Origin of the sequence: Spirillospora sp. NPDC047418 (assembly GCF_040643275.1) — a bacterium.
Lineage (GTDB): Bacteria > Actinomycetota > Actinomycetes > Streptosporangiales > Streptosporangiaceae > Spirillospora.
Genome location: NZ_JBEYTW010000002.1, coordinates 214,483 through 236,143, shown reverse-complemented (window position 1 = coordinate 236,143; position 21,661 = coordinate 214,483). Strand labels below are relative to the sequence as shown.

At 74.7% G+C, this 21,661-nt stretch carries 17 protein-coding genes; 8 read left to right on the top strand and 9 right to left on the bottom strand.

Annotation, left to right across the window (positions count from 1 at the left end):
- Positions 1 to 70: 70 nt before the first annotated feature.
- Positions 71 to 931, top strand: a complete 861-nt coding sequence (locus ABZ806_RS02105; protein ID WP_500214762.1) for an aldo/keto reductase — start codon at positions 71 to 73, stop codon at positions 929 to 931.
- A 58-nt stretch (positions 932 to 989) separates the two neighbouring features.
- Complete coding sequence (locus ABZ806_RS02100; RefSeq protein WP_500214760.1) at positions 990 to 1,553, top strand: PadR family transcriptional regulator; 564 nt, start codon at positions 990 to 992, stop codon at positions 1,551 to 1,553.
- Positions 1,554 to 1,625: 72 nt separating this feature from the next.
- On the opposite strand, the gene ABZ806_RS02095 is transcribed toward ABZ806_RS02100, so the two are convergent.
- Positions 1,626 to 2,612, bottom strand: a complete 987-nt coding sequence (locus ABZ806_RS02095) for a diacylglycerol/lipid kinase family protein (RefSeq protein ID WP_500214759.1) — start codon at positions 2,610 to 2,612, stop codon at positions 1,626 to 1,628.
- Between the two features lie 218 nt (positions 2,613 to 2,830).
- Between ABZ806_RS02095 and ABZ806_RS02090 the strand changes: the two genes are divergently transcribed.
- The 5 genes from ABZ806_RS02090 to ABZ806_RS02070 all read left to right on the top strand — a co-directional run bounded on the left by ABZ806_RS02090 (position 2,831) and on the right by ABZ806_RS02070 (position 9,444).
- A complete protein-coding gene (locus tag ABZ806_RS02090) occupies positions 2,831 to 3,745 on the top strand; it encodes an alpha/beta hydrolase (RefSeq protein ID WP_500214757.1) in 915 nt (304 codons plus the stop codon).
- A 9-nt stretch (positions 3,746 to 3,754) separates the two neighbouring features.
- On the top strand, positions 3,755 to 4,642 hold the full coding sequence (locus ABZ806_RS02085) for an amidohydrolase family protein (RefSeq protein WP_500214756.1): 888 nt from the start codon (positions 3,755 to 3,757) through the stop codon (positions 4,640 to 4,642).
- Between the two features lie 136 nt (positions 4,643 to 4,778).
- Entirely contained in the window at positions 4,779 to 5,903 is a 1,125-nt protein-coding gene (locus ABZ806_RS02080; RefSeq protein WP_500214754.1) for a GH12 family glycosyl hydrolase domain-containing protein, read from the top strand.
- A 26-nt stretch (positions 5,904 to 5,929) separates the two neighbouring features.
- Complete coding sequence (locus ABZ806_RS02075; protein ID WP_500214752.1) at positions 5,930 to 7,453, top strand: cellulase family glycosylhydrolase; 1,524 nt, start codon at positions 5,930 to 5,932, stop codon at positions 7,451 to 7,453.
- Between the two features lie 2 nt (positions 7,454 to 7,455).
- Positions 7,456 to 9,444, top strand: coding sequence for a glycoside hydrolase family 44 protein (locus tag ABZ806_RS02070; protein WP_500214750.1), 1,989 nt, complete (start codon positions 7,456 to 7,458; stop codon positions 9,442 to 9,444).
- A gap of 74 nt (positions 9,445 to 9,518) precedes the next feature.
- Here ABZ806_RS02070 and ABZ806_RS02065 read toward each other — a convergent pair whose 3' ends face one another.
- Genes ABZ806_RS02065 through ABZ806_RS02055 form a run of 3 tightly spaced genes read right to left on the bottom strand, consistent with a single transcriptional unit; the run spans position 9,519 to position 12,270 of the window.
- On the bottom strand, positions 9,519 to 10,529 hold the full coding sequence (locus tag ABZ806_RS02065; protein WP_500214748.1) for a cation diffusion facilitator family transporter: 1,011 nt from the start codon (positions 10,527 to 10,529) through the stop codon (positions 9,519 to 9,521).
- On the bottom strand, positions 10,526 to 11,200 hold the full coding sequence (locus ABZ806_RS02060; RefSeq protein WP_500214747.1) for an ArsR/SmtB family transcription factor: 675 nt from the start codon (positions 11,198 to 11,200) through the stop codon (positions 10,526 to 10,528). Before ABZ806_RS02060 ends, ABZ806_RS02065 begins: the two co-directional genes overlap by 4 nt.
- A 26-nt stretch (positions 11,201 to 11,226) precedes the next feature.
- Positions 11,227 to 12,270, bottom strand: a complete 1,044-nt coding sequence (locus ABZ806_RS02055) for a DUF6777 domain-containing protein (protein ID WP_500214746.1) — start codon at positions 12,268 to 12,270, stop codon at positions 11,227 to 11,229.
- Positions 12,271 to 12,371: 101 nt separating this feature from the next.
- On the opposite strand from ABZ806_RS02055, the gene ABZ806_RS02050 reads away from it, so the two are divergent.
- Positions 12,372 to 14,108: a serine/threonine-protein kinase gene (locus ABZ806_RS02050; RefSeq protein WP_500214745.1), complete on the top strand. Its 1,737-nt coding sequence runs from the start codon at positions 12,372 to 12,374 to the stop codon at positions 14,106 to 14,108.
- Here ABZ806_RS02050 and ABZ806_RS02045 read toward each other — a convergent pair.
- The 5 genes from ABZ806_RS02045 to ABZ806_RS02025 all read right to left on the bottom strand — a co-directional run bounded on the left by ABZ806_RS02045 (position 14,103) and on the right by ABZ806_RS02025 (position 21,660).
- A complete protein-coding gene (locus tag ABZ806_RS02045; protein WP_500214744.1) occupies positions 14,103 to 15,275 on the bottom strand; it encodes a VWA domain-containing protein in 1,173 nt (390 codons plus the stop codon). The two genes, ABZ806_RS02050 and ABZ806_RS02045, sit on opposite strands and share 6 nt — an antisense overlap.
- Positions 15,276 to 15,402: 127 nt before the next feature.
- On the bottom strand, positions 15,403 to 17,700 hold the full coding sequence (locus ABZ806_RS02040) for a DUF5682 family protein (RefSeq protein WP_500214743.1): 2,298 nt from the start codon (positions 17,698 to 17,700) through the stop codon (positions 15,403 to 15,405).
- On the bottom strand, positions 17,697 to 18,782 hold the full coding sequence (locus ABZ806_RS02035; protein ID WP_500214742.1) for an ATP-binding protein: 1,086 nt from the start codon (positions 18,780 to 18,782) through the stop codon (positions 17,697 to 17,699). The genes ABZ806_RS02040 and ABZ806_RS02035 overlap by 4 nt, the downstream gene beginning before the upstream one ends.
- Positions 18,779 to 20,341 (bottom strand): DUF5691 domain-containing protein, encoded by a 1,563-nt coding sequence (locus ABZ806_RS02030; protein WP_500214741.1) that lies wholly within the window; start codon positions 20,339 to 20,341, stop codon positions 18,779 to 18,781. Before ABZ806_RS02030 ends, ABZ806_RS02035 begins: the two co-directional genes overlap by 4 nt.
- On the bottom strand, positions 20,338 to 21,660 hold the full coding sequence (locus tag ABZ806_RS02025) for an SWIM zinc finger family protein (RefSeq protein ID WP_500214740.1): 1,323 nt from the start codon (positions 21,658 to 21,660) through the stop codon (positions 20,338 to 20,340). Before ABZ806_RS02025 ends, ABZ806_RS02030 begins: the two co-directional genes overlap by 4 nt.
- Position 21,661 lies beyond the last annotated feature (1 nt).

The following is a 21,661-nucleotide window of genomic DNA, read 5'->3' as shown; positions in this document are numbered from 1 at the left end:
CCACGCGGACCGGTGGCAGCAACCTGCCAGCGGCTCGCTCCGGCCGCCGGCGCGCAGCACCGTGGAACCCATGACGACACAGAACACCTTCGACATCGGCGGGGACCTGCGGGTCAACCGGATGGGCTTCGGCGCGATGCGGCTGCCCGTGAGCACCCTGCACGGCCCCGTGAACGACCGCGACACCGGGCTGAAGATCCTGCGCCGGGCGGTCGAGATGGGCGTCGACCACATCGACACCGCCGCGTTCTACTATCACCAGGACGGCCTCGCGGCGAACGAGATGATCCGCGCGGCGCTGAGCCCCTACCCGTCCGGCCTGGTCGTCGCCACCAAGGTCGGGCCCTACCGGGGGCCGGACGACCCGATCCCGTCCGGGCAGCTCCCCGCGTCCGGGCTGCGCGCCGAGGTGGAGCGCAACCTGCGCGAGCTGGGCCGCGACCACCTCGACCTCGTCTACCTCCGGCCGGGCGGCATGGAGGACCCGGGGGACGACCCGATCGGGGAGCGCTTCGAGATCCTGGCCGGCCTCCGCGAGGAGGGCCTGATCCGGCATCTCGGGCTGAGCCACATCAGCACCGCGCAGCTCGCCGAGGCGCGGAAGATCGCGCCCGTCGCCGCCGTCCAGAACCGCTTCGACATCACCCAGCCGCAGGACACCGAACTCCTGGAGATCTGCGAGCGCGAGCACATCGCCTACGTGCCCTACTTCCCGCTCGGCGGCTTCGGCATCCCCGACGACGCCCGCGTCAACGCGATCGCCGCGCGGCACGGCGCCACCGTCCCGCAGGTGCTCCTCGCGGGCCTGCTCGCCCTGTCGCCGGTGATGCTGGCGATCCCCGGCACCGGCTCCCCGGACCACCTGGAGGAGAACACGGCCGCCGCCGGCCTGGCCCTCACGGGCGAAGATCTGGCCGCCTTGCGGAGCTAGTCCCCGCATCCGCCCGGACCGTCTACCCTGGACAGGTTTTTGCGTACAGGGGGAGACCATGTCGACGACGCGGCTGCTGGTGCTCGGCGGGGTGCGGCGGTTCGGGCGGGCGCACGGCTACGAGGTGCGCCGCGAGCTGATGTCGTGGGGCTCGGACGAGTGGGCCCACGTGAACCCGGGCTCGATCTACCACGCGCTGAGGCAGCTCGCCAAGGAGGGCCTGCTGCTCGCGCACGAGGTGGAGGAGAGCGAGGCGGGGCCGCCGCACACCGACTACGAGATCACCGAGGCGGGCCGGGCGGAGTTCCTGCGGCTGCTGCGCTGCGCCCTCGCCACCATCGACATCCGGCACCCGGAGATGCTGACGGCCGGGCTCGGGTTCCTCACCGAGCTGCCGCGCGCCGAGGTCGTCGAGCTGCTGCGCCGCCGGCTGGACGGGCTGGCCGAGTGGCGCGCCTCGGTCGCCCCGCACCTGGACGAGCAGGACCCGTCCGACCACCTGCGCGAACTGCTCGGCTACTGGGTGCACTCCGCCGAGTCCGCCACGCGGTGGACGCGGGGGCTGATCGAGCGGCTGGAGTCCGGCGCCTACGTGATGGCGGGCGAGGCCGCGCCGGGCTAGCCGCCGCGCCGGGCCGGCCGCCGCGCCGGGCTAGCCGCCGCGCCGGGCCGGCCGCCGCGCCGGGCCGCGCCGTCAGGTGTCGACGAACGTGCGCGGGACGATCACCCGCAGCGCGTTGCCGCGCAGCTTGATCGAGACCGGGGTGCGGCCGCGGATCTCGCCGTCCACGTCCACCCGCATCGGCGGGTCGGTCTCGATCTCGACCTGCGCGGTGGTGAGGAACGCGTCCTCCTCCAGGGACCGCCACTGCCCGGTGAGGACGTGCCGGGCCGTCGCCGACGCCAGCCGCAGCCGCCGCTCGTCGCCGAGCTGGTAGACGGCGAGCAGCCGGTCGTCCGGGCTGGCGTCGCGGGCGATCCGCTGCCCGCTGTGGTGCGCCCCGTTCGCGATGTTCAGCTGGTGCGTCGCGACCTCGCGGGTCTCCCCGTCGATCGTGATGCGGGCGGTGAACGCCTCGTGGCCGGGCAGTAGCCGCGCCGCCGTCAGCGCGTACGCGGGCCGCCCCACGAACCGCTTCAGCGCGTGCGGGACGTTCTCGGCGACCTGCACCGACAGCCCGAGGCTCACCATGTTCGCGAAGATGTGCTCGCGGTCGGCGCCGGGCCCCGCGCCCTGCGGGTCGCCGGTCGACTCGAACCAGCCGACGTCCACGTCCGCGACCTTGCCCGCGTCCGGCCGGCCGACCGCGAGGGTGCGGACCGCGCCGGGCAGGTCGAGCGGGAGCTCCAGGCTGCGGGCGAAGTTGTTGGTGGTGCCGAGCGGCAGCACGCCGAGCGCGATGTCGCGGTGCGCCAGATGCCCGACCGCCTCGGCGACCGTGCCGTCCCCGCCGCCGACGACCACGAGGTCGGGCTCCAGCGCGAGGACGTCGGCGAACAGCGCGCGCAGCCGGGTCGGGTCGGTGACCGGGAACACGTGCGGGAACTCCAGGCCCGCCTCGCGCAGCAGCCGGCGGGCCGTGCCGTAGAGCCGGCGGCCCCGCCGGGACCGGGAGTTGATCACCAGCACCGCGCGCCCGCCGCCCGCGATGGCCGACTCCAGCTCCGCCTTGCTCCGCATCTCGACGCTCCGCATCTCGACCGGTCGCCCTCCTCGTCCGCGTCACCTTACAAGGAACATGGACCGGAAACTCCGGCCCGACATTTTATAAACCCATTGCACGGCGTTGAAACATCGTGCCGAGTGGGGATCCTTACAAATAACGTACTTCTGATTGACCAGGGGCGGAAAACATGCGGCCGAGCGGCTTGGCGGGTGCGGGATTCGACGGTGCGGGCGTGGTGGGCGAGCGCCGGATCCGCCGCCGGGTGCTCGACCTCGCCGTCCGCTCGCCGCTGCTGGAGGACGCCGCCCACGTCCGCCTCCTGCTGCCCCGCGGCTGGTCACGGGACGCCTCCCGCACCTGGCCGGTCCTCTGGCTCCTGCACGGCCTCCAGCACGGGTCCGGCGCCGGCGGCCACACCGCCTGGAGCGACCGCACCGACATCGAGGAGCTGACCGAGGACGCCGGTGTGATCGTCGTCATGCCGGACGGCGGCCCCTGCGGAAATTACACCGACTGGTGGAATCGCGGGGGCGGCGGCGCGCCGAAGTGGGAGACGTTCCACCTCTCCGAACTCCGCCAGATCCTGGAGTCGGGGTACCGCGCCGGCCCGGCCCGCGCCATCGCCGGGAACGCGATGGGCGGCCTCGGCGCGCTGGCGTACGCGGCGCGGCACCGCGGCATGTTCCGGGCGGCGGCCTCGTTCAGCGGCCCGGTGCACACCCTGTACCGCGACCCGTCCGGGCTCGACGTCGCCGACCTCGTCGAGATGGGCGTCGCGATCGGCGCCCCGTCCCTCGACTGGACGGACGTGTGGGGCGATCCCGACGAGCAGCGGGTCGTGTGGCGGCAGCACAACCCCTACGACCTCGCCGGCCGCCTCGCCGGAGTCCGCGTCCACGTCAGCGCCGGCGACGGTGCGCCGGGTCCCTACGACGCGGGCTCCCCGGGGGACGCGGGCCCCGGGACGGACGTGCTGGAGGCGCTGGCCGGCACCGTGTCCCGGGAGTTCGCCGGCAAGCTCGGGAAGCTCGGCATCCCCGTCACCACGCACTTCTACCGGGGCACCCACACCTGGCCCTACTGGCGGCGCGAGCTGCGCGCGGCGCTGCCCGCCCTGCTGGCCGCGATCACTCCGCCCGGCGGCTAGGGTCGGGGCGTGGCCGAACCTCGTTCTGATGCAGCCGTCCCCGCGTTCTGGCAGGCGCTCGGGCTCCCCGGCATCATCGACGTCCATGTCCACTTCATGCCGCAGCGGCTGATGAGCGCGGTGTGGGGGTACTTCGACGACGCCGGGCCGCTGATCGGCACCGAGTGGCCCATCCACTACCGGGACTCGGAGGAGGAGCGCCTCGGCTTCCTGCGCGGCCTCGGCGTCCGCGCGTTCACGTCGCTGGCCTACCCGCACCGCCCCGGCATGGCCGAGTCGCTGAACGAGTGGACCGCGCAGTTCGCCGCCCGCGTCCCCGACTGCGTCCAGACCGCGACGTTCTTCCCGGAGCCGGGCGTCGAGGGCTACGTCCGCCGCGCCCTGGACGCCGGCGCCCGCGTCTTCAAGGTGCACCTCCAGGTCGGCGGGTTCGACCCGCGCGCCAAGGAGCTGGACGCGGTGTGGGGGATGCTCGCCGAGGCCGGGGTGCCCGCGCTCGTCCACGCCGGATCGGGCCCGGTCGCCAACGGCTACACCGGCCCCGGCCCGTACGGGGAGGTCCTCGCCCGCCATCCGGGGCTGACGACGATCGTCGCGCACCTGGGCGCCCCGGAGTTCGAGGGCTTCTTCGCCCTCGCCGACGCCCACGAGCGCGTCCACCTGGACACCACGATGGTCTTCACCACCTTCGCCCGGCTCGCCGAGTTCCCGGACGCGCTGCTGCCCCGGCTCCGCGACCTCGGCCTGGCGGGACGGATCCTGCTCGGCACCGACTTCCCCAACATCCCCTACGAGTACGCGCACCAGCTGGAGTCGCTCGCCGCCCTCGGCCTGGGCGACGACTGGCTGCGGGCCGTCTGCTGGCACGGCGCCGCCGAGCTGTTCGGACTGCCGTAGGGCGCGGGCCGCCCGTTTCATGGATTTTCACGCCGGACGGCTGGTCATTCCGGGGACCCGGTCCCGGTTCTTGACAGCCCCTGCGGCGGCCGCGACTTTGGGAGCGCTCCCACACCGTCGAATGAGGTCCCCCCCCATGAGAGCGCGTCTCAAGAGTTGTGCCGCCCTGGCCGCGGTTCTGCTGGCGATCCCCCTGTACTACGTGGCCCCCGCCTCCGCCGCGACGCAGATGTGCGGCGCCACTGACACCACCCCGGTGAGCGGCGGTGCCTACATCGCGCAGAACAACATCTGGGGTGCCGACACCCCGCAGTGCATCACCGTGGACGGGACGTCGTTCACGGTCGACTCGTCTGGGCACAACAACGCCACCAACGGTGCCCCCGCCGCGTACCCGTCGTTCTTCAAAGGCTGCCACTGGGGCCAGTGCACCTCGGGCAGCGGCCTGCCGGTGCGGGTCGGCGACATGCCGTCCGTCACCAGCGACTGGAGCACGACGCAGCCGTCCTCGGGCTCGTACAACGTGTCCTACGACCTCTGGTACGACTCCCACCAGAGCACCACCACCGACCCCGACGGCGCCGAGGTCATGATCTGGCTCGACCACCGGGGCGGCGTGCAGCCGGCCGGGACGCGGGTCGCGAGCGGCGTGCAGATCTCCGGCGCCACCTGGGACGTCTGGTACAGCCGGATGGACTGGAACTACATCGCGTTCGTCCGCACGTCCGGGACGACGTCGGTCGACGACCTCGACCTGGCGGCCTTCACCGGGGACGCGGTGTCGCGCGGCTACATCCAGAACGCCTGGTACCTCATCGGCGTCGAGGCCGGGTTCGAGCTGTGGCAGGGCGGGGCGGGCCTCGCGACGAACTCGTTCGGCGTCGACGTCGGCGCCACGACCCCGCCGACCACCGAACCGCCGACCACGCCGCCCCCGACCACGCCGCCTCCGTCGTCCGGCGACGGCTGCTCGGCCGCGCTGCGCACCGACAACTCCTGGAGCGGCGGGTTCACCGCCACCGTGACCGTGACGAACGACGGCGACACGCCGCTGTCCGGCTGGTCCGCGGACTGGACGTTCTCCGGTGACCAGCGCGTCGCCAACGGCTGGAACGCGACCGTGACGCAGAGCGGATCGTCCGTCCACGCCGTCAACGCGAGCTACAACGGCGCCGTCCCCGCGCACGGCTCGACGAGCTTCGGCTTCCAGGGCACCGGCTCCGCGCCCGGCGCGCCGGCCGTCGCCTGCACGGCCGGCTGACGGATCTGGGAAGAGGAGAACGACACATGACCGGGTCCTACGGAACCAAGCGCATCCTCCTGCTCTTCATGGCGGCGCTGCTCGCGCTCGTGTTCGTCCCCGGGGCGGTGCCCCGGGCGCACGCCGCGGCCGGCACCGGGTACTGGCACACCAGCGGCCGGCAACTGCTCGACTCCGGCGGGCAGCCGGTGCGGATGACGGGCATCAACTGGTTCGGCGCCGAGACGTCCAACTTCTCCCCGCACGGCCTCTGGACGCGCGGCTACAAGGACATGCTCGACCAGATGAAGAGCCTGAAGTACAACACCCTCAGGCTCCCCTACACCAACCAGCTGTTCGACTCCGGCAGCGCGCCGAACAGCATCGACTACACCAAGAACCCCGACCTGCAGGGCCTGGACGGGCTGCAGATCCTCGACAAGGTCGTCGGCTACGCGGGGCAGATCGGGCTCAAGGTCGTCCTGGACCGGCACCGCCCGGACGCGGGCGGCCAGTCCGCGCTCTGGTACACCGACGCCTACCCCGAGTCGCGCTGGATCTCCGACTGGGAGATGCTCGCCCGGCACTACGCGGGCGACACCACGGTCATCGGCGCCGACCTGCACAACGAGCCGCACGCCCCGGCCTGCTGGGGCTGCGGCGACCAGTCGAAGGACTGGCGGCTCGCCGCCGAGCGGGCCGGCAACGCGATCCTCGCGGTCAACTCCAACTGGCTGATCATCGTCGAGGGCGTGGACGGCTACAACGGTGACAACTACTGGTGGGGCGGCAACCTGCAGGGCGCGGCCCAGTACCCGGTGCGGCTGAACGTCGCGAACCGCCTCGTCTACTCGGCGCACGACTACGCCACGTCCGTGTACCCGCAGCCGTGGTTCGACGACCCGAGCTTCCCGGACAACCTCGCCGCGATCTGGGACAAGAACTGGGGCTACCTGTACAAGAACAACGTGGCACCCGTCCTGCTCGGCGAGTTCGGGACGACCCTGACCGACCCGCGCGACCAGGCATGGCTGCGCACGCTCATGGCCTACCTCGGCACGGGCGCGAGCGGGATGTCCTTCACCTTCTGGTCGTGGAACCCCAACTCGGGCGACACGGGCGGCATCCTCAACGGCGACTGGACGACCGTCAACACGGCCAAGCAGGGCTACCTCGACCCGTACCTGCTCGGCGCCTTCGACGGGAGCGGCGACCCCGGCGACGGCGACCCGGGTGACCCGGGCACCCCGCCGGCGGTCTCCTGCGCGGTCGCCTACACGGTGCAGAACAGCTGGCAGGGCGGCTTCACCGCGCAGGTGACGATCACCAACAGCGGCGCGGACCCGCTGAACGGCTGGACGCTGGACTTCGCCTTCCCCGGTGACCAGAAGGTCAGTCAGGGGTGGAGCGCGACGTGGTCGCAGTCCGGCGACGACGTGACCGCGAAGAGCATGGACTGGAACGGCGCCATCGCGCCGGGCGCGTCGCTCACGATCGGGTTCCAGGCGACCGGCTCGTCGTCCGGCACGCCCGCCGAGTTCGACCTCAACGACCAGCTCTGCGAGGCGTGACCATGGCGCGCAAGGCACTGCTCGCCACCGTCCTCGCGGCGGCGCTGCTCCCCTGGGCGGCGCCCGCAGCGCGGGCGGCGGACGGCCCGGCCCTGACCGTCGACCCGTCCGCGTCCCGGCACGCCATCAGCCCCTACGTCTACGGGATGAACTTCGCCGGCGAGGACCTCGCGAAGGAGCTGCGGCTGCCCGTCCGCCGGTGGGGCGGCAACGCGACCACCCGCTACAACTACCTCTACGACGAGACGAACCGCGGCTCGGACTGGTACTTCGAGAACGTGCCGGGCCCGGCCCCCGACCCGGCCGCGCTGCCGGACGGGTCCGAGACCGACCAGTTCACCGAGCAGGACCGCCGCACCGGCACCGGCACGATCCTGACCGTCCCGCTGATCGGCTGGACGCCGAAGGGCCGCGACTACACCTGCGGTTTCAGCATCGAGAAGTACGGCCCGCAGCAGAAGGCCGACACCGAGTGGCGCCCGGACTGCGGCAACGGCGTCACCGCGGGCGGCGCGAACGTCACCGGCAACGACCCGGCCGACACCAGCGTCCCGGCCGGGCCCGCGTACGTCACCGACTGGCTGGCGCACCTGACCGGCAAGTACGGGACGGCGCGGGACGGCGGCGTCCGGTTCTACAACCTCGACAACGAGCCCGACCTCTGGCACGCGACCCACCGGGACGTCCACCCGAAGGGCGCGGGCTACGACGAGATGCGCGACCAGACGTACGCGATCGCGTCCGCCGTGAAGGCCGCCGATCCGGGCGCGCAGACGCTCGGGCCGGTCGGCTGGGGCTTCCAGTCGCTGACGATGTCGGGCCTGGACAAGCAGACGTGCGACGCCGAGGGCGGCGGCTGCTGGTCCGACCCGCCTGATCGGGCGGCGCACGGGGGCACGCCGTTCGCGGCCTGGTACCTCCAGCAGATGAAGGCGTACGAGAAGGAGCACGGCACCCGCGTCCTCGACTACTTCGACGAGCACCTCTATCCGCAGCAGAGCGGGGTGGCGCTCGGCGACGCCGGCGACGCGGCGACGCAGGAGCTCCGGCTGCGCTCCACCCGCCAGCTCTGGGATCCCACCTACACCGACGAGAGCTGGATCGACCAGCCGATCCAGTACATCCCGCGCATGCGGCAACTGGTGGACGAGAACTACCCCGGCACCAAGCTCGCGATCACCGAGTACAACTGGGGTGCGCTCGGCCATCTGAACGGCGCGCTCGCGGAGGCCGACGTCCTCGGCATCTTCGGGCGCGAGGGCCTGGACCTCGCCACGCTGTGGGCGCCGCCGGCCTCGACCGACCCCGGCGCCTACGCGTTCCGGATGTACCGGAACTACGACGGCGCCGGGTCCGCGTTCGGGGACACGTCCGTCAGCGCGGCCAGCGCCGACCAGGGCGAGCTGGCCGTGTACGCGGCGCGGCGCTCGTCCGACGAGGCGCTCACGCTGATGATCGTGAACAAGTCGCTCACCGACGACCTCACCAGCACGGTGTCGATCGCCGGGCGGTCGGGCTCCGAGGCCGCGGAGGTGTACCGGTACAGCGGCGCCGACCTGTCGTCGATCGTCCACGCGCCGGACGTGACCGTCGGGTCGGACGGGTTCACCTCGACGTTCCCCGCGTCCTCGATCACGCTGGTCGAGGTCCCGGCGGACGACGGCCCGGCCGCGTCGGCGTGCACGGTCGGCTACAAGGTGCTCAGCCAGTGGGGGAGCGGGTTCACGGCGGAGGTCACCGTCACCAACACCGGGACCTCGCCCGTCTCCGGCTGGACGCTCGGCTTCGCCTTCGCCGCCGACCAGCGCGTCGCGCAGGGCTGGAGCGCCACCTGGGCGCAGGACGGCGCGAACGTCACCGCCCGGAACCTGTCCTGGAACGCCACCATCCGTCCGGGCGGCAAGGTGCAGATCGGCTTCAACGGCTCCAGCGCCGCCGCCAACCCGCCCCCGCCCGCCTTCACCCTCAACAAAACCCCCTGCAAAACCTGACCCCTCCCGTTGACCTGCGGCGTGTTGTTGTTTTCAGGCGTCTCATAACAACAACACGCCGCAGATCAACGGGGTCAGTGGTCGCAGGGGGAGTTGCCTGCGTGGTCGTGGGGTTCGGCCTCCGCCGCTACGTGGCGGGGGCCGTGGGCGTCCTCGCAGTGGACGTGCGCGCCGCCCGACGGCCCGGCCACGTGGTCGACCTCCAGCGTGGTGTGCGTGATCCCGTAGGCGTCGCGCAGCAGCTCCTGGAGGTCGCGGCGGACGGCGTGGCAGTCGCCCTGCCTGTCGACGAGCACGTGCGCCGACAGCGCCGGGTAGCCCGAGCTGACCTCCCACACGTGCAGGTCGTGGACCTCCTCCACGCAGGGCCGGCGGGCCAGCCGGGCGCCGAGCTCGGACGGGTCGACGCCCGCCGGCGCCGCCTCCATGAGCACCCGTCCCGCGTCCCGCAGCAGCCCGTACCCGGCCTTGAGCATCAGCGCCGCCACGACGAGGGAGGCGACCGCGTCGGCGCGGGACAGGCCCGTCGTCCAGACGACGAGCCCGGCGACCGCCGTCGCGATGAACGCGAACAGGTCGTTGAGGATGTGCTGGAACGCGCCCTCGACGTTCAGGCTGCGCCGGTCCGCCCGGCTGATCAGGAAGGTCGCCGCGACGTTGACGGCGATGCCGGCGAGGGCCGTCCAGAACACGAACTGGCCCTCGACGGGCGGCGGGTCGATCAGCCGGCGGACGCCCTCGTAGACGAAGTACGCCGTGAGCAGGATCAGCGTCAGCCCGTTCAGCTGCGCGGACAGGATCTCGGCGCGGCGCAGCCCGAACGTGTAACCGCCCTTCGGCGGGCGGGCCGCGATGCGCATAGCGACCAGCGCCAGCGCGATCGCGAACGCGTCGGTCATCATGTGCGCCGCGTCGGAGATCAGCGCCAGCGACCCGGAGGCCAGGCCGATGACGACCTCGCCCGCCATGAACACGAGGATCAGCACCAGCGCGCCGGCGAGCAGCCGCCGGTCGGCCCCCGCCGAGACGGCGTGCCCGTGGCCGTGCCCGTGGCCGCCCTTGTGCTCCGGGGCGTCCCCGGTCATGAGCTCTCCTCCCCGTGGCCGATGTGGGTGAGGGCGAGGTCGAGCAGCATCCGGACGTGCGAGTCGTCCAGCCGGTAGTAGGCCATCCGGCCGGCCCGGCGGACCCGGACGACCCGGTTGGCGCGCAGCAGGCGCAGCGCGTGCGAGACCGCCGACTCCGAGTGCCCGCAGGACGCGGCGATGTCGCACACGCACATCTCACCCCCTTCGAGCAGCGCGATGATCACCCGCAGCCGGCCGGGGTCGGACAGCAGCCCGAACACCTGCGCCAGCTCGGTGATCGTCTCGGCGCCCGGCAGCGCGGCGGTGACCATGGCGACCTTCGCGGGGTCGACCACCCGGACCGCGCACGCGTCGGCCGCCACGCCCCCGGCCCCGGCTGCGGGCGCGCCGGCGGGCGCAGCGGCTGGCGTGTCGGCGGGCGCAGTGGCGGGCGCGGCGGCGAGCCGGGCGGCAGGCGCGGCGGTGGGCGCGGCGGCGAGTTGGGCGGCCGGCGCAGCAGCAGACGCGGCTGCGGGCGCAGCAGCAGGCGCGGCGGTGGGCGCGGAGGCGGGCGCGGAGGCGGGCCGGGAGGCCGGCGCGGCAGCAGACGCGGCAGGCGCGGGGGCGGGCCGGGCTGCGGGCGCGTCGGCCGGCGCTGCGGCGGGCGTGACATCTGAAGCACTGCTCATATGAGCAAATGTAGCGTACGTCGGGGTCAGGAGATCTGCGGGGCCGGTTCTTCGGACGGCGGGAGCGAGACCGGGTTCTGCGGCCCGTCGCCCGGCCGCTCCATCCCGCCGGTGCCCGTACCCGGGTCGCCCGGCGTCACGCCAGGCGATCCCGGTGCTTCGGGAGCGGGTGATTCCGCGCCGGGGGAGGACCCGGCCGCCGGGCTCGCGGGCGACTCCAGCCCCGGTGACCCCGGTGCCGGCGACTCGACGCTCGGCGAGTCCAGCCCGGAATCGGACGGCGCCGGCGAGTCGCTCGCGGGGACCTCCGTCTCCGCGGGCGGCAGGGCGGTGGGCGGCCCGTCCGCTTCGCCGCCGGTCGCGCGGGGCCGCTCGAACCCCATCGTCGCCCCGGGATCGACGAGGACGAAGGCGACGATCGTTCCCTTCCGGGTATCCCGCGGCCGGATCTTCGTGACATTCCGCTTCTCGAATCCCGGCCAGGACCGGCCACTGTAGGACGCGTTCCCGGTGGAGATCTTTTTCTCCGGCGGGGTCAGCGGATTACCGCAATTGCACTTGACCGCGGGCACACCGTAGCCATTGACCAGAACGCCCATTCCGGCCTGCAGCACGGCGGGTCCGCTCGTCGCCCCGCCGTCGTGGTAGCCGTGGTTGGTCACCAGCGTGTCGGTGCGCAGCAGCACCGGCGTCAGCCGCGACACATAGCGCGGAATGTCGCTCACCGGGATGCCCTGCACCTGTGCCCACGCCCGCGCCTTGTCGGGGTTGGCCTGCAGGAACGCGATGAGCTTCTCCTGGTCGCAACTCGACGCCCGCCGCGTCCCGCCGTACAGGCCGGGGGAGTCGCCGTCCTTCGTCCCGCCCGCCCGGGGCCGCTCCTTCACGTCCATCTTGTCCGTGTTCGCCACCAGCGTGTACGGGTCGGGCCCGGGTGACCCCACGGTCAGCCGGGTGATGGCCGCGCCCGCGTCCCCGCAGCCGGCCAGTGAGCCCGCCGCCACCGCGAGCACCGCGGCCGCCCCCGCGAACGCCCGCCGCCGGGCAATTGGCGAATGGATCTCGAACATGCGTCTACTCCCGTTCCGGGCCGGCCGAACCTATACTCTTCGATGCCGGGCGGAGCGGATTTGTGCGCGGCGGAATGCTGACTTTTTCGCGGGGGTGCGAAATGGCGGGCCCGGTTCCCCTCGACCCCTCCGACCCGACCCGGCTCGGCGGCTGGGAGCTGCTCGCCCGCCTGGGCACCGGCGGCCAGGGCATGGTGTACCTGGGCCGCCCGGTCGACCCGGGCCCGGGGCCGTCCCGCGTCGCGGTCAAGCTCCTGCACGCCCGGCTGCTCGCCGACGCGGACGCCCGCGAGCGCTTCGTCCGCGAACTGGCCCTGCTCCAGCGCGTCGCCGGGTTCTGCACCGCCCAGATGCTCGCCGCCGACATGGCGGGCGACCGCCCCTACATCGTCAGCGAGTACGTGCCGGGGCCGTCGCTGCGCGCCCTCGTCCACGAGGAGGGGCCCCGCGCCGGCGCCGGCCTCGACCGCCTGGCGATCAGCTCGGTGACGGCCCTGTCCGCGATCCACCGCGCGAACGTGGCGCACCGCGACTTCAAGCCGCAGAACGTCCTGATGGGCCCGGACGGCCCCCGCGTGATCGACTTCGGCATCGCCCGCGCGTTCGACGCGGGCACGACCCTGACCAGCCAGGTCGTCGGCACCCCCGGCTACATGGCGCCCGAGCAGTTCGCCGGCCGGGCCGGGCCCGCCGCCGACCTGTTCGCCTGGGCGGGCACCCTGCTCTTCGCCGCCACCGGCCGCGACCCCTTCGCCGGCGGCCCGCTGCCCGCCGTCATGCACAAGATCATGCACTGGACCCCCGACCTCCGCCCGCTCCCCGCCCCGCTGGCCGAGGTGGCCGCCGCCTGCCTGGCGAAGGACCCGTCCGCCCGCCCCGCCTCCGAAGAGGTCCTCCTCTGGCTCCTCGGCCACCGCTCCCCCCGCCCCGCACCTCCTCTCGGCATCCCGTCGCCCCCTGGCCCGTCCGTCGCCTCGGGCGCCCCGCCGGAGGCGCCTTGGAATGCGAGCACCCCACCCGGCCCACCACCCACTCCCGACCTGGCGCCCAACCCGGGCACGACGTCCACCCCCGGCCCAGTGCCGATTTCGGGCGCGGCACCCCGCCCTGGGACCGCGGCCTACACCGAGGCCGCGGCCCCTGCCGGTGCCGCCTTCGATCCGGGTGTGCCGGGGGAGAGGGCCTGGGGTGCGGGTGGCCCCCCTGGCCAGGTGCAGGGACGGGACACGGCAGCCGACTCGAGCACTGCCCGCTACAGCGATGTGGCGGGCGGTGCCGGTGCGGCGTTCGCTCCCGGTGTGCCGCGAGGGCGGGGCCGGAGTGCGGGTGGTCCTGCCGGCTCGGTGTTCGGCCGCGGTGTGGCGCCGGGTTCCGGTGGGGTACCTGATCCTGGGACGGCAGTGGATCCGGGCGCGGCTGGGGCCGGGGCGAGCGCACCGTCAGGTCGTGGCCGGAGTTCGGGGGCGGGGCGGTTGCGGCGGGGGCCTGCCGTCGTCGCCGGGCTTGTGCTCGCCGGGGTGCTTGCTGGGCTGGATGTTGCCGCGCTGGCGATCCTGATCGCGCGGCCGGGGTTGTCGGAGGGGCATCGGGGCGGGCTGCTGCCGGTGGTGGCGTCCTCGTTCGCGGTCGTCGCCGTGGTCACGCTGGTGGCGGTGATCCTTGGGTGGCGCGGGTCGCGGGGCGCGGTGTGGACGGTGCTGGCGGCGCGCGTCGTCCGCGTGGCGATGTGGGGTGCGTGGGGCGCGCTGGTGCAGGTCCAGGCGTCCGCGCTGGCCGGGCACGCCGTCCTGACCGCCGTGGTGGTGGTCCTGCTGGCGCGGGGGCTGTCCCGGTCATGAGGCGTTCCGCTCCGACCACTCCTTGAGGTCGCGGCGCTCGATCGCGGCGGCCATCAGCTCCGGGAACGCGTCCGGGGTGCACGCGAACGCCGGGACGCCCATCGCGGCCAGCGCCGCCGCGTTGTCGTGGTCGTAGGCGGGCGCGCCCTCGTCCGACAGGGCGAGCAGCACCACCACCTGGACGCCCGCCGCGGTGAGCGCGCCGACCCGGCGCAGCATCTCGTCGCGGATGCCGCCCTCGTACAGGTCGCTGATCAGCACCATGATCGTGTCGTTCGGGCGCGCGACGAGGCCCTGGCAGTACGCGATGGCCCGGTTGATGTCGGTGCCGCCGCCGAGCTGGGTGCCGAACAGCACCTCCACCGGGTCGTGCAGCTGGTCGGTGAGGTCGACCACGTTGGTGTCGAACACGACCAGGGACGTCCGCAGCGACCGCATCGAGGCGAGCACCGCCCCGAACACGCTCGCGTACACCACCGACGCCGCCATCGAGCCGCTCTGGTCGATCGCGAGGACCACGTCCCGCTTGACGGCCTGCCGCCGCCGCCCGTACCCGATCAGCCGCTCGGGGACGAGGGTGCCGTGCTCGGGCAGGTAGTGCCGCAGGTTCGCGCGGATCGTCCGCTCCCAGTCGACGTCGGCGAGCCGCCTCGGCCGCAGCACCCGCGCCGACCGGTCGAGGGCCCCGCCGACCGCCGACCGGGTCCGCTGCGCGAGCCGCCGCTCCAGGTCGCGGACGACCCTGCGCACCACCGCGCGCGCCGACTCCCGCGCGCGGTCGGGCATCACGCGGTTCAGCGACAGGAGCGTCCCAACGAGGTGCACGTCGGGTTCGACGGCGTCCAGCATCTCCGGCTCCAGCAGCAGCCGGGTGAGGTCGAGCCGCTCGATCGCGTCCTTCTGCATCACCTGCACGACGCTGGACGGGAAGTACTCGCGGATGTCGCCGAGCCACCGCGCCACCGAGGGCGCCGAGTCGCCGAGCCCGGCGCTGCGCCGCCCCGGCCGCGACCGCCCCTCGTCGGACCCTCCGCCGTACAGCTTCTCCAGCGCGCCGTCCATCCGGGCGTCGTCCCCGGTGAGCGACACCCCGGTCCCGTCGGCCCGCTCACCGCCGAGCACCAGCCGCCACCGCCGCAGCCGATCGTCCGTACTCTCATCGCTCACGCCGACCCCTCCCGTGCACGTCCGGAACCGCGCCTGCCGGCTCCTGTGGATTCGTCCTCGGCCGGGCCCGCTCCCGGCTGCGGCCGGGCCGGCGCGCCGCGAGGCTTGCGGTGGCGCGGGTCCGTGGTCATGGGGACCTCCAGCCGAGGATCCGGAGGGCCGTGGCGGCGGCGGGGGCCGCGCGGGTGTCGTCCATGTCCTCGTCGGGGTGGTCCGATGCGGCCTGGGGAGAGCCGGGGCGGCGGAGCCGCTCGCCGATGGCGCGGCGCTCGGCGGACGGGTAGGCGCCGAAGGTGCGGCGCAGGAGGGGCAGGACGTCGGTGAAGGAGCCGGCGGGCAGGCCGGCGATCCAGCCGTCGACGAGGCGCAGGAGGGCCGCGTCGTGCAGGAGGAGCAGCGCGCCGCCGGACAGGAAGCCCTCGACCCAGGCGGCGGCCCGGTCGGGGGCGGCGCCGGTGGACACGGCCCGCGCCATCCGGCCGGGGACGTCGCCGAGCCGGCCCGCGTCGAGCAGCAGGCGGGTCAGGCGGCCCTCGATGAGGCCGTGCAGGGCGTCCGGGCGGGCGAGGACCCCCTCCAGCGTGCGGCGCCACCGTTCGAGGTGGCCGTCGTCGGCGAGCAGGGACAGCGCGCCGTGCACGGCGTCGACGTGGGCGAGGAACTCGCGGGCGGCGTCGTCGTCCAGGCCCGTGATCGCGGGCGGGAGGCCGACGCAGACGCGGACGATCAGGCCGTCGACGACGGTGCGGAGCGGGCCGGTGGAGGTGCCGCGGACGTCGCCGTAGCGGAGGGCGCGGACGAGGGCGGGCATCGCCGACATCAACTGCGCGACGTCGGTGTCGACGGCGGCCCGGTCGGCGAGGGCCCGCATGACCGCGGGGAGGGCGTCGCCGAGGTCGGCGAGCAGGCAGCGCTCGGCCACCGAGGTCAGGTCGGCGAGCGCGGTGGCGTGCTCGGCCAGCGACCTGGCGCGGGCCGCGGCCGCGCCGCGGACGGTCGTGCCCCACGCGCCGGCCTCGATCAGCTCGACGTCGAACTCGGGCCGCCACACGAGCGTCCAGGTCTCGCGGAAGGTGCCCTTGGAACGGCCTGCGGCGGCGGGCACGCCCCAGTCGACGTCCAGCAGGCGGAGGCGGTGCAGCAGCCGGCTGCGCTCCAGGTCGGTGGGCTTGCGCAGGTCGAGGTCGTGGTCCCTGCCGAGCGCGGACGGCTTGAGCCGCAGCCGCCGCTGCTCGGCCCGCAGGTCGCGCTGGAGCGGCACCATCGGGGTGCGGCCCGGGACGGCGCCGAGCCGCTCCCCGACGACCATGCGCCGCTGGATCAGCTCGACGGGAAGGTCGGCGCCCTCGCACAGGACGGCCCGGGTCGCCTCGGTCACCTCGTCCAGGCCCGCGAGGGGGCGGCCGCGCAGCGCGGCCAGTGCCTCGGCGAGCCGCACCGCCTCGATCACGTGCGCGGACGAGACGTGCAGGTCCTCCTCGCGCAGGACGCGGGCGGCGGCCGTCAGCCACCGCTCGATCGGACGGTCCCGGGCCGTGAACAGGTGGTGGTACCAGCCGGGGGAGCGGACGCCCGCGCCGTAGCCGGAGTGCCCGGCGAGCCGGCCGTGCGTCCACGGGACCCACGTCATGGAGACCTTCGTCTTCGGCAGCCCGCGCAGCGTCCGGTCGTCGTGGGCCGCCGGGACCCTGGCGCGCAGGGCCGGCACGTGCCACGCGCCGCACACGACCGCGACCCGGTCGTGGCCCTCCTTGAGGGTGCGGCGCAGCGTCCGCCGCATGTGGGCCTCGCGCCGCTCCTCCCGCAGCCGGTGGCCGGCGGGCGCGTCCGCCGGCAGCTGCGCGCGCAGCTCCGCCATCGCCTCCGCGATCGCCGGGAATGGGGACGGCCCGCCGCCGCGGTGCTCGACCACGTCGTCCCACCAGCGTTCGGCGTCGTCGTAGCCGGCGGCCTTCGCCAGCCAGCCGAGCGGGTCGAGCCGGATCCCCTCCGCGGGCTCGTCCGCGTCCCCCTTGTCCGCGTCCCCCTCGTCCGCGTCGCCTTCGGCCGGGGCCTCGGCCGGGACGAGCTGGTTCGCCGCCGGCAGGTCGCAGAACCGGACGGGCACCCCGGCGGCCAGCCCGTACCGGATCGCCTGCCACTCCGGGCTGAACTCGGCGAACGGCCAGAACGCGGCCCTGCGGTCGCCCTCCCCGGAACCGGAGCCGGAGTCGGAGCCGGATTCAAGGGTGGGGGCGGGGGAGTAGGCGAGCAGCGCGACCGGCGGCACCATCCCCGCGTCGCCGGCGAGCTCCACGATCGGGTCGGCCTCGGGCGGGCCCTCGATCAGCACCGCGTCCGGCTTGAACTCCTCCAGGGCGCCGCGCAGCGCCCGCGCCGAGCCGGGCCCGTGGTGGCGGATCCCGTAGACCTCGACGTGGCTCAAGACACCTCCCGGCAGGCCCGGTAGAAGTCCCGCCACTCCGGGCGGTCGCGGACGACGGCCTCCAGGTACTCCTGCCACACGACCCGGTCGGACACCGGGTCCTGCACGACGGCGCCGACGATGCCGCCCGCGACGTCGGCGGCGCGCAGCACCCCGTCGCCGAAGTGCGCGGCGAGCGCCAGCCCGCTGGTCACCACGGAGATCGCCTCGGCGGTGCTGAGCGTCCCGCTGGGGGACTTCAGCTTGGTGCGCCCGTCGGCGGTGGCGCCGGAGCGCAGCTCGCGGAACACGGTGACGACGCGGCGGATCTCCTCCAGCCCGGCCGGGGACTCGGGCAGCTCCAGCCCGGCGCCGATCTGGTCGACGCGGCGGGCCACGATGCCGACCTCGTCCTCGGCGGTCTCCGGCAGCGGCAGCACGACCGTGTTGAACCGGCGGCGCAGCGCGCTGGACAGCTCGTTCACGCCCCGGTCGCGGTCGTTCGCCGTCGCGATGACGGTGAACCCCTTGCGGGCCTGCACCTCGGTGTTCAGCTCCGGGACGGGCAGCGTCTTCTCCGACAGGACGGTGATGAGGGTGTCCTGGACGTCGGACGGCATCCGGGTCAGCTCCTCGATGCGGGCGACCTGGCCGCGCCGCATCGCCCGCATCAGCGGGCTCTCCACCAGCGCCCGCTCCGACGGCCCCTCGGCGAGCAGCCGCGCGTAGTTCCACCCGTAGCGGATCGCCTCCTCCGCCGTGCCGGCCGTGCCCTGCACGAGCAGCGTCGAGTCGCCGCTGACGGCGGCGGCGAGATGCTCCGACACCCACGTCTTCGCCGTCCCGGGGACGCCGAGCAGCAGCAGCGCCCGGTCGGTGGCGAGGGTCGCCACCGCGACCTCCATCAGCCGGCGCGGCCCCACGTACTTGGGGCTGATCGCCGTGCCGTCCGGGAGGTCGCCGCCGAGCAGGTATGTGGTGACGGCCCACGGCGACAGCCGCCAGCCGGGCGGCCGGGGCCGGTCGTCGTGCTCGGCCAGCCGCGCCAGCTCGCCCGCGTACTCCTGCTCGGCGTGCGGACGCAGTACCGCGTTCTCGGTCAAGGGGTCAGCTCCTTCAGCATCTCGTCGCGGAAACGCAGGGTGGCGATCAGTTCGGTGACGGCGCGCGGGGCGGCGTCGCCGCGCGCGGCCGGCGGGTCGAGGCGGGCCGCGGCGGCCGGGTCGAGCCGCTGGTCGGCGAGCCGGCACAGCTGCGCGACCAGGTGCTCGTCGCGCTGGGTGGGCCGTTCGGCGGACGCGGTCAGCGTCGCGACGACCGTCGCCGCGAGCGGCCCCGTCCAGGGCCCGGGGACCCGTTCCAGGACCCGCAGCAGCTCGGACCGCCCCTGCACCCAGCGGATCAGGTCGGCCGCCGCCGCGTCGCGCTCGCCCCCGGGCAGGACGGACAGCAGGTCGGCGAGCGCCTCCGGCTCGTCGACCATGACGCCGCCCTTGAGCAGGGCCCGCGCCCACGCGCCGTCGCGCTGGGCGAGCGCGGCCTTCGCCCACCCGATGTGGACGTCGCGCGCGTCCGACTCCGAGACCGCCTCACCGGACGGCGCCCCGGGCCCCGCAGCGGCCGCGCCGATGGGCAGGCACACGATCTCCATGGGCGGCAGCGCGAACAGCTCCGTCCACGCCGGCAGCGGGGTGCGGGCGAGGATCTCGCGCAGCCACGCCGCCCGCGTCCCCACCGGACCGCCCCCGCCGCGCGGTGCGAACGACCCGCTTGGATGGAACGGGATGCCGTCGCGGGCCATGTCCTCGTCGTGGGCGTGCGGCGGCTCCACCCGGATCCACGTCTGCCGCCGCCCGCGCACGGTGCGGACCACCGGTTCCAGGCAGCCCCGGGCCCGCTCGGCCATCCGCGCCCCGTAGGCCGAGCCGGGTACGCGGGCGAGCAGGTCGGACGCGATCTGCCGGACGTCCTTGCCGCGGTCGTCGAGGGCGGCCTCGAGGAACTCCTCGTCGGCCGGCGACAGCCCGTGCTCGAACGTGGCGAGGAAGGCCGCGCGGTCGGGTGCCGGCTCCTTCGCCCATGTCGCGCGGAGCAGCTCCCGCGCGCGCTCCGGCTCGGTGTTCCGCAGCATGGCCAGATAGGCCGCCCGCCGGTTGCGCGTCCCGGTCTCCCACACCTCGGGACCGCCGCCCGGATCGTCCCCGGCACCGACCAGGTACGCCCAGTCGGTGTTCTGCAGGGCCAGCCACACGCCGCGCCGGCCGGACGCCCGCGCGATCGACGGCCGCAGCGCCCGGTCACCGCGGCCGCGCTCCAGCAGGTCGGGCAGGGTCTGCGCGGGCACCCGGAAGCCGTGTTCCGCCGCCGCGTCCAGCCATTCGGGCAGCACCCGGATCTGCTCGCCGCCCAGGATCCGCGCCAGCCGCGCCGCCGCCGCGCGCGGCACCACCGGGGCGTCCTCGACCGGGGCGAGGGCCACCGGCTCGGGCGCGGCCCCCGGCGGCACCCGCCCGGCCCGCCGCCGGACGGCCAGCAGCGCCGCCTGGTCGAGCAGCAGGCCCGCCCGGTCGCCCACCTCGGCCGGAGCCTCCGGCAGGACGGGCGGGTCCCGCCGCTCGGTGCCGAGCAGCGCCGCAGTGACATGCTCGCTCCACGCGCTCACAGGACCACCGTCCCTTCGACGTCGTGCCAGGCCGCCAGCGGGCGCAGACCGCGCGGGCTCCATTCCCCGGACAGCGTGACCGCGCCGCCGCCCGACAGCGCGAGCAGCCGCCACGGATCGGCCGTCCGCAGCGGCAGCGCGTCCCCGGCCGCGTCGACCACGAACAGGCCGGCCGCCGACGGGCCGCCTCCCTCCACCCGCGCCAGGCGGACGGCCAGGGCCACCGGCCAGCGGTCGAGCCAGGGATCGCGTGCCAGCGCCGCCGCGTGCTCGTCCAGGAACCCCTGCACGGAGGTCCCCTCCGGAGCGCCCGGCGCGGCGGTTCCGTACCGCTCGGCGACCAGGGCCCGCAGGGGCTGGGACCCCGGATAGAACGCGAGTTCCGCCTCGACCTCCGTACCCGCGACCAGCGACGCGTCCAGCGAGGTGCCCGGCGCGGCGAAGGACAGCACCAGCGCCGGACGGCCCGTCCGCCGCCCCCGCAGCCACACCCGCCGCGTGGTCAGCTGGTCCTGCGCGGTGTCGCGCGACCCGATCACCGACCACAGGTCGCGGACGCGCTCCCCGCCCGACAGGACCTCCTCCTGCGGCACGGTGAACCCGACCCGCGACCGGACGGTGTCGCGCAGCCCCTCCGGCAGCTCCGCCCGCCGCTGATGGGCGCGGACGAGCAGCCGCAGCAGCGCGTACTCCGCCAGCAGCCGGCCCGGCCACCCCGGCCGGCGCGGCACCGCCGCGAGCCCCCTGACCTGCCCGGCGAGCGCGCCCGCCTGCGCGTCGACGAGCCGCCGCGCCGCGTCGTCCCACAGCCGGTAGGGCGCCTTGTCCGCCTGCGCGAGCCCGTGCGCGACCTGGTCGCGGAGCCACTGGTCGAGTTCGGCGAGCCCGTCGTCGACCCGCCGCTCCCGGCGCTCCGCGGTCTTCGGATCCCGCGCTCTGCCGGCCGGCGAGGCCGCCGAGGAGGCCCGCCGCTCCGCCGCCCGGCCGGCCCGCTCGCGCCGCTCCTCGACCCACTCGGCGACCCAGGCGGGGCGCGGGCCGCCGTCGACCACCGAGTCGGCCCACAGCAGCAGCAGCCCGAGCGCGTGCTTGCAGGGGAACTTCCGGCTGGGGCAGGTGCACCGGAACGCGGGCTCGGTCAGGTCGACGCCCGTCCGGTACACGGACTTGCCGCTGCCCTGGCACTCGCCCCAGACGGCCTCGTCGTCGCACCCGGCGCCGGCCCACTTGGCGGGCTTGGCGACCCCGCCGGCGGCCTTGGCGGACGAGGCGTCCGGCGCGAGCCCCAGCACCTGCCCCCGCCCCCATCGCTCGATCACA